This is a genomic window from Bradyrhizobium sp. 170 (assembly GCF_023101085.1).
In the GTDB taxonomy this organism is placed as follows: domain Bacteria; phylum Pseudomonadota; class Alphaproteobacteria; order Rhizobiales; family Xanthobacteraceae; genus Bradyrhizobium.
Genome location: NZ_CP064703.1, coordinates 4495468 through 4509719 on the forward strand (window position 1 = coordinate 4495468; position 14252 = coordinate 4509719).

13 protein-coding genes are annotated in these 14252 nt (G+C 63.7%); 7 read left to right on the plus strand and 6 right to left on the minus strand.

What is annotated here, in order from left to right; genetic code table 11:
* Nucleotide 1: 1 nt before the first annotated feature.
* Nucleotides 2–745, plus strand: coding sequence for a glycosyltransferase family 2 protein (locus tag IVB05_RS20935; RefSeq protein ID WP_247786479.1), 744 nt, complete (start codon nucleotides 2–4; stop codon nucleotides 743–745).
* Nucleotides 745–1083: a lipid-A-disaccharide synthase N-terminal domain-containing protein gene (locus IVB05_RS20940; RefSeq protein ID WP_247786480.1), complete on the plus strand. Its 339-nt coding sequence runs from the start codon at nucleotides 745–747 to the stop codon at nucleotides 1081–1083. Before IVB05_RS20935 ends, IVB05_RS20940 begins: the two co-directional genes overlap by 1 nt.
* On the opposite strand, the gene IVB05_RS20945 is transcribed toward IVB05_RS20940, so the two are convergent.
* Nucleotides 1084–2772, minus strand: a complete 1689-nt coding sequence (locus tag IVB05_RS20945; RefSeq protein WP_247786481.1) for a Na/Pi cotransporter family protein — start codon at nucleotides 2770–2772, stop codon at nucleotides 1084–1086.
* Nucleotides 2773–3044: 272 nt separating this feature from the next.
* Between IVB05_RS20945 and IVB05_RS43765 the strand changes: the two genes are divergently transcribed.
* Together IVB05_RS43765 and IVB05_RS20955 are read left to right on the plus strand one after the other, a co-directional pair.
* Nucleotides 3045–3290 (plus strand): PilZ domain-containing protein, encoded by a 246-nt coding sequence (locus tag IVB05_RS43765; RefSeq protein WP_108519442.1) that lies wholly within the window; start codon nucleotides 3045–3047, stop codon nucleotides 3288–3290.
* A 158-nt stretch (nucleotides 3291–3448) separates the two neighbouring features.
* Nucleotides 3449–4276, plus strand: a complete 828-nt coding sequence (locus IVB05_RS20955) for a tetratricopeptide repeat protein (protein ID WP_247786483.1) — start codon at nucleotides 3449–3451, stop codon at nucleotides 4274–4276.
* Between the two features lie 38 nt (nucleotides 4277–4314).
* Here the strand turns inward: IVB05_RS20955 and IVB05_RS20960 are convergent, their stop codons facing one another.
* The 5 genes from IVB05_RS20960 to metC all read right to left on the minus strand — a co-directional run bounded on the left by IVB05_RS20960 (nucleotide 4315) and on the right by metC (nucleotide 10151).
* The gene (locus IVB05_RS20960) at nucleotides 4315–5598 is read right to left on the minus strand and encodes an AAA family ATPase (RefSeq protein ID WP_247786484.1); all 1284 of its coding nucleotides are present in this window, start codon (nucleotides 5596–5598) and stop codon (nucleotides 4315–4317) included.
* Nucleotides 5595–6335, minus strand: a complete 741-nt coding sequence (locus IVB05_RS20965) for a CpaD family pilus assembly protein (RefSeq protein ID WP_247786485.1) — start codon at nucleotides 6333–6335, stop codon at nucleotides 5595–5597. Before IVB05_RS20965 ends, IVB05_RS20960 begins: the two co-directional genes overlap by 4 nt.
* Nucleotides 6336–6375: 40 nt before the next feature.
* Entirely contained in the window at nucleotides 6376–7836 is a 1461-nt protein-coding gene (locus IVB05_RS20970; RefSeq protein ID WP_247786486.1) for a type II and III secretion system protein family protein, read from the minus strand.
* A gap of 17 nt (nucleotides 7837–7853) precedes the next feature.
* Nucleotides 7854–8651, minus strand: coding sequence for a Flp pilus assembly protein CpaB (gene cpaB, locus IVB05_RS20975; protein WP_247786487.1), 798 nt, complete (start codon nucleotides 8649–8651; stop codon nucleotides 7854–7856).
* Nucleotides 8652–8957: 306 nt separating this feature from the next.
* Nucleotides 8958–10151 carry a cystathionine beta-lyase gene (gene metC, locus IVB05_RS20980; protein ID WP_247786488.1) on the minus strand — a complete coding sequence of 398 codons (1194 nt, stop codon included), beginning with the start codon at nucleotides 10149–10151 and terminating at the stop codon, nucleotides 8958–8960.
* 334 nt (nucleotides 10152–10485) lie between these two features.
* On the opposite strand from metC, the gene IVB05_RS20985 reads away from it, so the two are divergent.
* The 3 genes from IVB05_RS20985 to IVB05_RS20995 are packed head-to-tail and all read left to right on the plus strand — an operon-like array spanning nucleotide 10486 to nucleotide 14245.
* Nucleotides 10486–11502 carry an amino acid ABC transporter substrate-binding protein gene (locus IVB05_RS20985; protein WP_247786489.1) on the plus strand — a complete coding sequence of 339 codons (1017 nt, stop codon included), beginning with the start codon at nucleotides 10486–10488 and terminating at the stop codon, nucleotides 11500–11502.
* A 20-nt stretch (nucleotides 11503–11522) separates the two neighbouring features.
* The gene (locus IVB05_RS20990) at nucleotides 11523–12725 is read left to right on the plus strand and encodes an amino acid ABC transporter permease (RefSeq protein WP_247786490.1); all 1203 of its coding nucleotides are present in this window, start codon (nucleotides 11523–11525) and stop codon (nucleotides 12723–12725) included.
* Entirely contained in the window at nucleotides 12722–14245 is a 1524-nt protein-coding gene (locus IVB05_RS20995) for an amino acid ABC transporter permease (protein ID WP_247786491.1), read from the plus strand. The genes IVB05_RS20990 and IVB05_RS20995 overlap by 4 nt, the downstream gene beginning before the upstream one ends.
* Nucleotides 14246–14252: the final 7 nt, after the last annotated feature.

Here is a 14252-nt window from a genome sequence, read left to right on the forward strand (position 1 = left end):
TTTGACACCTTCCGACACAGATGCGGTCGCCGTTTCCATCGTTGTGCCGGTGCGCAACGAAGCGGAGAACGTCGCGCCGCTGGTTGCGGAAATCGTCGGCGCGCTCGACGGCCGATGGGTCTACGAAATCATCTATGTCAACGATGGCTCGACGGATGCGACCGCCGGACGGCTGGCTGATCTGATGAAGCAGCACCGTCAGCTCCGGCAACTCAAACACGCCAATTCTTCCGGGCAGTCGGCGGCGGTGCGCAGCGGGGTGCGGGCCGCGCGCGGCGCCATCGTGGCGACGCTGGACGGCGACGGCCAGAACAATCCGGTGTTCCTGCCGGACCTGATCGCGGCGGTCGAAAACGGCGGTGGACGCGTCGGCCTTGCGGCCGGCCAGCGGGTCGGGCGCAAGGACACCGGTTTCAAGAAATTGCAGTCGAGGATCGCCAATGGCGTGCGCAATGCGATCCTGCGCGACGGCACCCGCGACACCGGCTGCGGGCTGAAGGCGTTCCCGCGCGAGGTGTTCCTCTCGATGCCCTATTTCGATGGTCTGCATCGGTTCCTGCCGGCGCTGGTGCGCCGCGAAGGCCTCGGCATCGCCTATGTCGACGTTGTCGATCGTCCGCGCCGTTCCGGCGTGTCCAATTATGGCTTCTTTGACCGGCTATGGATCGGGATCATGGATCTTGCTGGCGTGTGGTGGCTGATCCGCCGCAAGAAGCCGACGCCCGCTGTGACCGAGGTTCTCTGATGCTGATTCAGTACGGCCAGGCGCTCGGCGACTATCTCTACGATGTCTTCGTCGCCAAGTTCGATTTCTGGCTGGCCTTCGGGCTGTGCGCGCAATTGCTGTTCACCGCACGCTTCCTGGTGCAGTGGATATCGAGCGAGCGCGCCGGACGAAGCGTGATACCGATTGCGTTCTGGTTCTTCTCGATGGGAGGGGGGCTGATGACGCTGGTCTATGGCGTCGCCAAGCGTGAGCCCGTGATCATCATCGGCCAGTCGCTGGCCACCATCATCTATATCAGAAACATCATGCTGATCGTCAGGCACCGCGGCAAGGCGTCGAAGACACTGGACCGCTGACTACGAGCGACCGGGAACCGGCGCCGGCAGCGCGGGCAAATCGCTTTCAGTATTGCGATAGGCGGCCAATTCGCCCGCGGCGTCCAGCACGGGGTAGGCGACCGAACAGATGTGCGAGTGGATGCGCCTGAGGTCGCGCAGCACGTCGAGATGCAGCGAGGTGGTCTCGATGGTTTCGGGCCGGCCTTCGCGCAAGCGGTCGAGATGCCGTTCGGTCGCGGCCAGTTCGGCATTGCGCAGCGCGGCCTTCTCGGCCAGAAGCTTTCGCGCCTCGTTGACGTCTCCGGACATGAAGACGCCGAACGCGATCCGAAGCGAATCCATCGTGCGCTTGTGGAAGGCGGACAGCTCTTCGGCGCCCTCGGCCGAGAACTGGAACCGGCGCTTGATCTTCTTGGTTGCGAGCTCGCTCAGGTTCTTGTCGATGATGTCGCCGATATGCTCGAGGTTGATGGCGAAGGAGACGATCTCCATCGCCCGCTGTCCCTCGCGCTCGTCGAGGCTGCCACGGGTGAGTTTTGTGACGTAGAGCTTGATCGCCTCGTCGAGGCTGTCGACGCTGTTGTCCATCTGCGAGACCTGGTCGACCAGCGCCCGGTCGTTGGTCATCATCGCCGCCATCACCTTGCGCAGCATGATCTCGACATGATCGCCCATATGCAGGGTCTCGCGGGCGGCATCGGCCAGCGCGAGCGAGGGCGTCTCCAGCGCGCTCTCGTCGAGATAACGCGGGCCTGACGCGTCGGCCTCCTTGACGCGCTCGGGCAGCAACGCCTTCAACAGCCGCGCCATGCCGTCGAGCAGGCCGATGAAGAGAGCTGCGGTCACAACGTTGAAGGCGATGTGGAACAGCGCGGTTGCCTTGGCTGCGTCCGGTTGCCACGAAATCAGAAGGTCCGCGATCGGCTGCAGGAACGGTGCCACCAGCAGGATGCCGGCAAGCCGGTTGATGAGGTTGCCCAGCGGCAGGCGGTAGCTCGCGGGATTGTCGCGGCGTGCGCCCTCGACGATCGGATTGATGGCGCTGCCGAGATTGGCGCCGAGTACGAGCGCCAGCGCCGCGTAAGGCGTGACGAAATGCGCATAGGCCAGCGACATTATCAGCAGCACGCTGGCGACGCTGGAGTGCACCAGCCAGGTCACGATCGCGGCGAACAGGATGCAGAGCACGGGATCGCCGGTGATGGCGTTCATGAACACGCGCACCCCCGGAGCATTCTCCGCCGGCGCCAGCGTATTGAGCAGGATATGCAGCGCCAGCAGCATCAGGCCGAGCCCGATAAAGACGCGGCCGATATCCTTGACGCGCGATCGCGGCCCGCTGCGGAAGGCGACCAGGCCGATGATGAACAGCACGGGCGCCACGGCGGCGATGTTGAACGACAGGATCTGCACGATCAGCGTGGTGCCGACATTGGCGCCGAGCATGATGGCGAGCGCGGGAACGAGGCTGACCAGCCCCTCCGACGTAAACGAACTCGTGATCAGCGCGGTCGCGGTGCTGCTCTGGAGCAGGGCGGTCAGGCCGAGGCCGGCGCCAAAGGCGGTGAAGCGGTTGCTCAGGGCCTTTGCCAGCAACAGGCGCAGGTTCGGCCCGAACGCGCGCAGGATCCCGCTGTGGACCATATGCAGGCCCCACAGCAGCAGCGCGACGCCGCCCATCAGGTCGAGAAGAACCAGACTTCCCATGCGCTTTTCGTTTCCGCCAAATCGAGTCGAGGGGTCAGGCTATCGCCTAACGAGGGGGGATCAACCCTTTAATTTGCCGAAAATTGCGCTGCGAGGCGCCGCCGCAGGCGCGTTTGAGAAGCTCGGCCATCAGCCGGAGGGGTAGGTTCGGTAAACGGAGTTCGAACGTATCAGTTACATTGCGAGCCGTTGCGATAGGCCAATTCCAACAATTCATCGGTAAAGGTGGTGCACCATCGGGTGAATCACATCGAGTAGGGTCAGGGATCGAGATGTATGCGAATCGTCGCAGCAGCGAACGTCGGGCGTGCAGAAGCTTTGCAAAAATACAGTTCGCGACCGGAGGACTGCCGCGCGATTGCATGATTTCCGACGTGTCGGATGGCGGTGTGAAGATCATCGCCGAATATCCCGAAATTCCATCCGAATTTACGGTGATTTTCTCGGAGGGCAGGCCGCGTCAGTGCCGGCTGGCCTGGCGGATCGGCTGCGAACTCGGCGCGCAATTCGTCGACTAGGCCGCTCGGCAGCGCCGCCGGTACGGGCGGCGCGCGCACGTACGGCGGGCGGGAGCCCCGCGGCGGTCACCAATTACCGCGAAAGTGGGGCGGCTTAACCTGAACTTAGGGTTAAGCTGTGAACACTTCTGGACAGTTCCCGCCGTGAGTCGAGCTAGATGTCCCAGAAGTCGCCCCATCCGTCCCGCGCCGCGCGGCTTCTTGCGTGCACCTCCATCCTGATCCTGGCGTTGGGGCTTGGCGGCTGCCAGACCTCGGGACTATCTGATATTACCGGTTCGATCGACGAGAAGGCCGACGCCGGCCGCACCAGCGATCCGCGCCGCGACGTCGAACTCTACCAGGAACGCTATCGCGCCAATCCGAAGGATGCCGACGCGGCGCTGAAATACGGCAAGGCGCTGCGCGCGACGGGACAGCGGTCGCAAGCGGTTGCGGTGCTCGAACAGGCCACCATCGCGCATTCCAGCAACAAGCTGCTGCTCGCCGCTTACGGCCGTGCGCTGGCGGACAACGGCAATTTCCAGCAGGCCTTCGACGTGCTCGGCCGCGCCCACAGCCCCGACGATCCCGATTGGCGGCTGCTCTCGGCGCAGGGAGCGACACTGGACCAACTCGGCCGATACGAGGAAGCGCGGCAATATTATGCGAGCGCGCTGAAAATCGTGCCCGACCAGCCGTTGGTGCTGTCCAATCTCGGACTGTCCTACGTGCTTTCGAAGGATCTGCCCAAGGCCGAGGAGACGCTGCGGCGCGCCCACGGCATGGCGGGGACCGATCCGCGCGTGCGCGCCAATCTGGCGCTGGCGGTTGGCCTGCAAGGCCGTGTCGCCGATGCCGAAAAGATCGTGAAGGCCGACCTGCCGCCCGCCGAGGCGGCAGCCAACGTCGCGCTGTTGAGGCAGGTGCTGTCGCGGAAAGACAAGGAGAACGCGCGCGCCGAGGCCGGGAAGATGCCGATCGCGGCCGCCCGACGCGCCGACTAGGCGTCAGCGCTCAAGGCGCTGCCGCCGTCGTTGTTTGCTCAGGCCCTGCGGGCCTTTGCCCCTTGCAACTTCTTGATGATCGGCGCCAGGAACGAAGTCCGGGACCGCTTGGTCACGGCATGGCCGGTCAGGCGCTGCGCCATCTGCAGGAACATCATGGTGGTGCGATGCTTGGCGGCGATCTGCGCGATCATCTGGCCGTTATTGGCGGCGGTACCGAACATCCTTGAATCGAACGGAATGGCCGCGATCGGCTGGCTCTCGATCGCCTTGGCGAATTCGCGCGTGGAGATCTCCGGACGCTTGTGCATGCCGACCTGGTTGAGGCAATAGAGCGGCGGGCGGTCGTTGGGCCGCGCCGTCTTCAGCACGTTCAGCATGTTCTTGGCGTTGCGCATGTTGGCGAGGTCGGGCTCGGCGACGATCAGAATGTCATCTGCGCCGACCAGCGTGCGCTTGGTCCACGCCGACCATTGATGGGGGACGTCGAGCACGATGCAGGGGGTCGTCATGCGCATCGTGTCGAAGATCGCATCGAACGCATCGGCGCCGAAATCATAGACCTGGTCCAATGATGCCGGCGCTGCGAGCAGGTCGAGGCGGTCGGTGCATTTCGACAGCAAGCGCTCCATGAAGGCGGAGTCCGGCCGTTCCGGCTGGAAGACCGCATTGGCAATGCCTTGAACCGGATCCTGGTTGTAATCGAGGCTGGCGGTGCCGAAGGCAAGGTCGAGATCGATCACGACGGAATCGAGCGCGAGATCGCGCGCGATCGCCCAGGCCACGTTGTGCGCGACGGTGGAGGCACCGACGCCGCCCTTGGCGCCGACCACGGCGATGATGCGGCCGACGGCCACGGCCTCGGAGGCCGCGTAGAGACCGCATATTGCGCGCACGACGTCGATCGGTTCGACCGGTCCGGTCACGTAGTCGCTGATGCCGCGCCGCACCAGTTCACGATAGGGCGTGACGTCGTTGGCGCTGCCAATCACGACGACGCGGGTACCGGCGTCGCAGACGGTCGCGAGTTCATCGAGGGCTTCGAGAATGTCGGAGCCAGGTTCGGTCTCCAGCAAAATGACGTTCGGCGTCGGCGCCGTGTGGTAGGTCTCGATGGCGGCGGCAATGCCGCCCATGTGAACCGTAAGGTGGGCCTTTCCGAGACGGCGGTCTTCGCTCGCCGCGCGCACCGCAGTGGCGACAGCGACGCTGGCGCAAAAGGCCTGTACCGATACGCGTGGCGCCGGCGAGATGTATTCCTCGGGCTGCGCCGGCGTGTCGTCCAGTTGGTCGTCTGAGTTTTGAAAGACGCGGCTGATCATTTGCCTGTATCGCTGAGTTTGGCCTTTTCGGCTTCGGGATAGGTGGTCGTTGTCGGAAGGCCCTTGCGGTACTTGTCAAAGGCGATATTGCGCCGCGACGTATAGGCGGGGCTCTCCGGACGCGGCTGTTCGAGATCGGCCGGATTGTCGATCATCGCGGCAAGGTTGCGCTGGGTAGCGCAGCCGAAATTGTGATAGGAGCGATTTTCGTTGTAGGCGACGTTGTCGATATTCGGCCCGAGGTCTTGCGGCCACAGGCCGCAAGGTCCCGCCACGGCCGTAATCTTCGGATAGCTGAGCCGGATCGTCGGCAGCGTACGGGGATCGTCGGGCCGGTAGTGACGCATCGTGATGGCGCGCGAGGGCACGCCGCCCGCCATCAGCACCGACTGGATTTCCCGGAACGATGCCGCGGCCGCGCGCGCATTCGGCGTGTCGATCGGGACATCGGCGATAACAGCGCCGGTGCCTTCACGCACCCAGGTCTGCGCCAGGCCCATGACGTCGGTGCGTTGCGACCCGGAGAGGCCGCCGCGGGCATGACCGACGAACACCACGATCGAGCGGTTGGCTTCGGTCACCGCGATCGGATGACGGTGGCGGTAATCATCGGACACACTGGCGGTCACGATTTCCGTGGTCTGCGGCGTGCAGGCACCGAGCGCGGCCGAAAGGCCGAGCAGGGCGCCAAGCATGTGCAAGGTCTTGCCGCGATGGAGCGGAATTCTCGTTGTCATCGTTCTGTCCTCGTCCCCACTCGGTGAACAGCTCTGCATCTCAATCAATGATGAAGCCGAAATTGCTCTGGATTCCGCCGACGGGATCGACGCGGGCGGCGAGCCCGTAGATCCGGTTGATGCGCCCGAGCAGCGTGGACTGGGAATCGGATGCCGGCGCGAAGCCGTCGTCGGGCCGCGACAGTTCTTTCTGCGCGACCGCGCGGACGACATAGGGCGTCACAAGAACCATCAGTTCGGTCTGGTTGTTGACGAAGTCCTGGCTGCGGAACAGCGCGCCCAGCACCGGCAATTGATCGAGCCCCGGCAAGCCGTTGATGGCCTGCTTGGTCTGCTCCTGGATCAGGCCGGCCATCGCCATCGAGCCGCCGGAGGGTATTTCCAGCGTCGTTTCGGCGCGGCGGGTCTTGATCGACGGAACAGTGAGCGAATTGCCGGCCTGGTTCAGCGTGATGGCATTGTCGTTGGAAAGTTCGGAAACTTCGGTCATCACCCGCAGGCTGATGCGGCCTTCGGTCAGAACCACCGGCGTGAAGTTGAGCGAGATGCCGAACTTCTTGTACTGGATCGAGGTCGTACAGACATGCGTCGTCGGATCGCAGGAATAGCCAGCGGGGACGGGAAATTCGCCGCCGGCGATGAAGGTCGCGGACTCGCCGGAGATTGCCGTCAGGTTCGGCTCGGCCAGCGTCTTCACCACGCCGGCGCTCTCCATCGCCCGCATCGTCGCGGTGACTGTCGGCAGCCCCTTGAGGACGCTCGAGGCAGCCAGGCCGTTGCTGGACACCAGCGAGCGACCGAAGGCCGTGAACGGGTTGTTGTTGTTGAAGTTCACGACCGCCGTGCCGTAATTCATGCTGGCTGAGAGATCGACGCCCATCTGCTTGACGATGTCGCGTCGCACTTCCGAGACATTGACCTTCAGCATCACCTGGTCGCGGCCGCGAACCACGATCGAATTGACGACCTTCTCGGCCCCGCCGACCAGCCGCGCGGCGATCTCGCCGGCCTGCTGGGCTTCGACCGGGCTCGACACCGAGCCGGTCAGCATCACGCTGTCGCCGACGCCATCGATCTGGATGCCCGGCATCGACTGCCGCAGCGCGGCGCGTACGCCGTTGAGGTCACGCTTGACCGCGATGTCGTAGGAAGCAACCTGCTGGCCGTCGGCGTCGAAGAACACGACGTTGGTCTGGCCGACTGCGCCGCCGATGATATAGGCGCGTTGCGAGGAACGAACGACGGCATTGGCGATCTTCGGATCGGCGACCAGCACATCCTTCACGTCGCGTGGCAGGTCGACGACCACGGACTTGCCGATGCCGAGCGACAGGAAGCGCATCTTGACCGGGCCGATGGCGGAGGTCGTCACGGGATCCTTGTCGGACTCGGCTGCGAAAACCGGCAGCAGCGGACCAAGCGTCAGCGCGGCGACGGCCGACAATAACAGGGTGCGCGCCGCTACGGTCCGCATCGCTGACTGATATTCCCAAAACTTCATAGGGGACTTCCTTTCGGTCACTTCTGTGCCGTCGTTTGATTGGCGACCCCGTAGCGAACCACGTTGACGCTCTGACCTCGTTTTTGAACCTGATCCTCGGACGGGCCTTCAGCCGTCGCGTTGACATCGGTGATGCTGCGCAGCGCAAGCGACAGCGTGCCGCTCTGGCGCGAGCGCGCGAGCGTCTCGGCCTGCTCGGGCTTCAGTTCGAGTGTGACGGTGCGGCCGACAAGGGTGTTGACGCCCTCTTTTTCCTTCGGCGCCTGATCGATCGCCAGCACACGGATATTGGAGAGAATGATTTCAGACTGGGCTACGTCGGGTCCCTTGCTGTCCGGATTCTTCTCGCGCTTGGAGAGGATGACGTCGACGCGATCATTGGGCAGGATGAAGCCGCCGGCGCCGGTTTCCGGCGAGATCTCGGTCGAGATTGCCCGCATGCCGGTCGGCAGGATGGCTGCCATGAAGCCGGAGCCGTTGGCCCTGACCAGCTTCTGCTCACGGATCGGCTCGCCCGCGATGAAGGGCGCGCGTGCGATCGAACCGGCGATTTCCTTGATGGCCTCGGCCCTGCTGGCGCGGTTGACCAGATTGTTGCCGGCGGAAGCCGGCCAGGTTTGCCATTGCAGGTCTTCGGGCTTGACCGCCTGGCCGAGCCCGATGTCGGACTTCGCGACCAGAATTTCCACCGTCGGCAACTGCGCGACCGGTTCGGCCGCCGGGCGCGAATTTTCTTCCGTGCCACGGGCGAGATAGGCGGCGACCCCGCCGGCAGCCAAGGCGATGATCAGAACGACGACACGTGCGATATTCATACGCTTTACTTACTCTTACGCAGGGACGCCCCAACTACACCGCAACGACAGCCATCCCGGAGGTATGACTAGGCATCAAAGGTATAAGGGAACTTGAGGCGTGAATTATTTGATGGATCGAACGGCGAGATCCGCCGTCATGGTGAACGAGCGGTTATCGTTTGAAGAAAATCGTCCGCAAAAATCCGGAGGTGCGGCCGGTGACCGCAACGCGCGGTTGATCTGGCCCGGCAGGATGCAAGCGAAGGCGTTCCGCTGCGTCGGTAACAGCGGAGACGGCTCGAAAATCGACAGGGGATAGCCGCCCTAGACGGCGGCCTTCAACGCCGCAAAGCCGCGCTCGAGATCGGCCTTGAGGTCGTCGACATTCTCCAGGCCGATGTGGAGTCGCAGCGTCGGCCCGCCGGGGGACCATTTGGTCGCGGTGCGGTAGGGATCGCAGTCGAACGGGATGATGAGGCTTTCGAAGCCGCCCCACGAAAAGCCCATGCCGAACAGCTTGACGGTGTCGAGCAGGGCGTCGACCGCCTTCTGCGGCACCGGCTTCAACACAATGCTGAACAGGCCGGAGGCGCCGGTGAAGTCGCGCTTCCAGATCGCGTGGCCGGGATGGCTTTCGAGCGCCGGATGCAGGACCGACAAGACTTCGGGGCGGGTGGCAAGCCAGCGCGCCATTTCGAGGCCGGAGCGATAATGCTGCGTGAGCCGCACCGAAAGCGTGCGGGTGCCGCGCAGCGCCAGGAAGACGTCGTCGGGACCGGCGCAGACGCCAAGCAGGCGGATGCCCTCGGCGAGCAGCGGCCAGGCCTTTGCGTTTGCCGAAATCGTGCCGAACATGATGTCGGAATGGCCGCCGATATATTTGGTGGCGGCCTGCATGCTGATGTCGACGCCCTGGTCGAGCGAACGATGAAATAGCGGCGTCGCCCAAGTGTTGTCGTCGATGACGAGCGCGCCCCTCGCATGCGCGACCTCGGCGATGGCGGGGATGTCGCTCATTTCAAACGACTGCGAGCCGGGCGCCTCGACCAGCACCGCTTTGGTGTTGGGCTTGAACAGGCTTTCGATCCTGGCGCCGAGCAGCGGATCGAAATAGCTGACCTCGACGCCGTAGCGGGCCAGCATGCCGTTGCAGAAATTGCGCGTCGGCCGATAGACGTTGTCGGTCACCAGCACATGATCGCCGGCGCTCAACACCGAAAGCAGGGTGGTGGTGATCGCGGCCAGCCCCGACGGTGCGAGCCCAACGCCGGCGCATTGTGGGCCTTCCAGCGACATCAGCACGTCCTGCAGCGCCCGCGTGGTCGGAGAGCCGTGACGGCCGTAGGAGAATTCGGCGCGGTGGGCGTGCAGGTCCTCGGCGGTCGGATAGAGCACGGTCGAACCGTGGAATACGGCTGGATTGACGAACCCCCTCTGGCCCTGCGTGTCGCGGCCCGCCGTGACCAGTCTGGTTTCGGGCTTTTGCGGGTTGGACGATCCGTCGTTCGAAGAGCTCATGCATTTGCCGTAAGACGTTATGCCGCAGCCGCAACTAGATCGCGAAAACACCCGCCGGGCGGCGGGTCGGGGCCGGGTCAGTTAATAACAAGATACAGAAGACGGCAGTCAACCCCTTGACCCGGCACGCCAGTCGTTCTGAGATGCATGCCAACTAACAGTCGCTGCAAGTTGAGGGGCCTGCCGCGATATCAGATCCATTGCCAGACCGGACTGCACGTCAAACTGCACGGTCGGGATGACGCTTTTCAGCGAGGGATCAGCGGGTTGGCCCCATAACGTCAGGCGTTGCCTAAAAAACGATCTCCGGACGACCCCTTGAAAGGCCAAGCCCATGAAACGCGTATCTCTGGTTGTTACCCTCGCCCTTGCCGCCGGTCTCTCGGCCCAGGCCGCCTCGGCGCAAACCCTCAAGACGGTCAAGGACCGCGGCATGCTGTCCTGCGGCGTGAGCCAGGGCCTGCCGGGCTTCTCGACCCCGGACGACAAGGGTAACTGGACCGGGCTCGACGTCGACATCTGCCGGGCGATCGCGGCGGCCATATTCAACGACGCGAGCAAGATCAAGTTCGTGCCGCTGTCGGCCAAGGACCGCTTCACCGCGCTGCAGTCGGGCGAGATCGACGTGCTGTCCCGCAACACCACCTGGACGCTGTCGCGCGATACCTCGCTCGGCGCCAACTTCACCGGCGTGACCTATTACGACGGCCAGGGCTTCCTGGTGAAGAAGTCGCTGAAGGTGAATTCGTCGCTGGAATTGAACAGCGCGTCGGTCTGCGTGCAGACCGGCACCACGACCGAGCAGAACCTCGCCGACTACTTCAAGGGCAACAACATGAAGTACGAGGTGATCGCGTTCGCCACCGCTGACGAAACCGTCAAGGCCTATGAATCCGGCCGCTGCGACGTCTTCACTTCAGACGTCTCCCAGCTCTACGCCGAGCGCCTGAAGGTCGCCAATCCCGCCGACCATGTCGTGCTGCCCGAGGTGATTTCGAAGGAACCGCTCGGGCCGATGGTCCGCCATGGCGACGATCAATGGTTCGACATCGTGAAATGGACGCTGTTTGCGATGGTCGGCGCCGAAGAACTCGGCGTGACCCAGAAGAACGTCGATGAGATGGCGAAATCCGACAAGCCCGAGCTCAAGCGCGCCATGGGTACCGACGGTAACCTTGGCGAACAGCTCGGCCTGACCAAGGACTGGATCATTCGGATCGTGAAGGCGACCGGCAATTACGGCGAGTCCTTCGAGCGCAACGTCGGCTCCGGCTCCAAGCTCGGCATTGCCCGCGGCCTCAACAATCTCTGGAGCAAGGGCGGTATCCAGTACGCGCCGCCGATCCGCTGATCGCAGGCAGGGCTGCGGCGATGACCATCGAATCCCGAAAACCACCGTCGCAGCTGCTTCCCAAGCTGCAGCGAACGCTCGGCGGCCGGGCGGGCTGGAGCGGCTTCGTGCTCCAGCTCCTGTTTGTCGCCGCGCTTGCCTGGGTTTGCTACGAGATCGTCGCCAATGCTCGCGCCAATCTGCAGGCGCAGCGGATCACCGCGGGCTTTGGATTCCTGGCGAATACCGCGGGCTTTGATGTCAGCCAGAACCTGATCCCGTATTCGGGGTCCGATACCTACACCCGCGTGTTTCTGGTAGGCCTGCTCAACACGCTCTTGGTCTCGGTGATCGGCATCTTCTTCGCCACCCTGATCGGATTCCTCGTAGCCCTCGGCCGCCTGTCACCGAACTGGCTGCTGGCGCGGATATCAGGCGGCTATGTCGAACTGATCCGCAACCTGCCGCTGCTGTTCCAGATCCTGTTCTGGTATCTCGCGGTGCTCGCGGCATTGCCCAATCCGCGGCAGAGCATCTCCGTTTTCGACAGTTTCTTTCTCAGCAACCGCGGCCTGGTGATTCCAAAGCCGATCGGTACTTCCGGTTTTGAGCCGTTCGTCGTTGCGCTGCTGGTGGCGATCGTGGCTGCGATTGCGTTATGGCGATACTCGCGCCGGCAGCTCTTCGAGAGCGGCAAGGTGATCAAGGTCTGGCCCTATGCGCTGGGCCTGGTAATCGGCCTGCCGTTGGTCAGCGCACTGATCTTCGGCGCACCGGTCACGTTTGAAATTCCCGCGCTGAAGGGCTTCAACTTCGCCGGCGGCTCGCGCGTCATCCCGGAATTCGTCGCGCTGACGCTGGCGCTGTCGACCTACACCGCCGCCTTCATCGCCGAGATCGTGCGTGCCGGTATTCTCTCCGTTCACAAGGGGCAGATGGAGGCCGGCTCCTCGCTCGGGCTGCAGCGCGGTTCGGTGCTGCGGCTGATCGTGATCCCGCAAGCAATGCGTGTGATCCTGCCGCCGCTCACCAACCAGTATCTCAACCTGACCAAGAACTCCTCGTTGGCGGTGGCGATCGGCTATCCCGACCTGGTTTCGGTGTTCGCGGGAACGACGCTGAGCCAGACCGGGCAGGCGATTGAAATCATCGGCATCACCATGGGCGTCTATCTCCTGATCTCGCTGGTCACGAGCGCGGTCATGAGCTTCTATGGATGGCGGATCGGGCGGAGCATGGGATGAGCGACACCCCTTTATCCATTTTCGTTCGTCAGGACCTCGTGCCGGAGCGGCCGGCGCCGGTGAAGACCACCGGCTTCATAGGCTTCCTGCGCACGCGCCTGTTCAATTCGCCGACCAATATCCTGATCACGATCGTCAGCGTGCTGCTGCTGTGGTTCACCGTAGTGCCGGCGCTGAAATTTGTCCTGTTCGATGCTGTCTGGATCGGCAAGGACCGGACCGCGTGCTTGCCCAAAAATCCCGGCGACGTGGTCGGCGCCTGCTGGCCTTTCATCCAGGCGAAGTTTTCGCAGTTCATCTACGGATTCTATCCGGAGCCGGAACGCTGGCGGGTCAACCTCGTCTTCATTCTTGCCGCGATCCTGCTGATACCGCTGCTGATTCCGCGGCTGCCGGGCAAGGGCCCCAACGCCATCCTGTTCTTCCTGGCATTCCCCGTTGTCGGCTTCTTCCTGCTGCTCGGCGGCGGGCTGGGCGGCTTCGGCGTCAGCTGGACGGCCGGGCTTCTGTCAGGGTTCAACGACAGCATCGGCGACGGCGGAAGAAAGCTCGTGGCGGCGGGCGAGACCACGGCCGTCATCGGGCCGTTGCTGTGGCTGCTCGGCAAGCTGATCGTGGCCGTCAGCACGGTGATTGGCTGGGTACTGTTGCCGCTGACCTGGCTGCGCGATCAGATCCAGGCCTTCCGCAGCCCGGTCTGGGCCGACCTCGTGGCAACCGCCGTGATCGTGTCGGCTTTACTGTTCTGGCTGGGCGGCGGTGTGCGGTCCGGCTGGCGACCACTCGTCACCAGTCTCGCGATCTTTGCCGGCATTGGCGTCGTGATCGCGGTGATGGGGCTCGACCGCGGCGGATTCCCTGTCGTGGATACAAGGCTATGGGGCGGCCTTCTGGTGACGCTGGTCGTGTCCGTCACCGGCATCGTCGCCTCGATGCCGGTGGGCATCGCGCTGGCGCTAGGCCGTCGCTCGACCATTCCGCTGATCCGGATTTTCTCGATCGCCTTCATCGAGTTCTGGCGCGGGGTTCCGCTGATCACCGTGCTGTTCTTCGCAACCTACATGCTGCCGCTGTTCGTTCCGACCGGCTTCACCATCGACGGACTGATGCGCGCCTTGATCGGCATCGCGCTGTTCGCGGGGGCCTACCAGGCCGAAGTGATCCGCGGCGGCCTGCAGGCGATCCCGCGCGGGCAGGGCGAGGCGGCGAGCGCGCTCGGCCTTTCCTGGGGCAAGACCACGGCGCTGATCGTGATGCCGCAGGCGCTGCGCCATGTCATCCCCGGCCTCGTCAACAGCTTCATCGCGCTGTTCAAGGACACCTCGCTGGTCTCGATCGTCGCGCTGTTCGACCTGCTCGGGCAGCTCAGGGCTTCGTTCTCCGATCCGGTCTGGTCGACGCCGTCGACGCTGTTCACCGGCTTTGCCTTTACCGGGATCATTTATTTCGTCTTCTGCTTTGGGATGTCGCGTTACTCGCTGTTCGTCGAGAACCGGCTGAACGCACATCGGCGCAACTGAGTATATG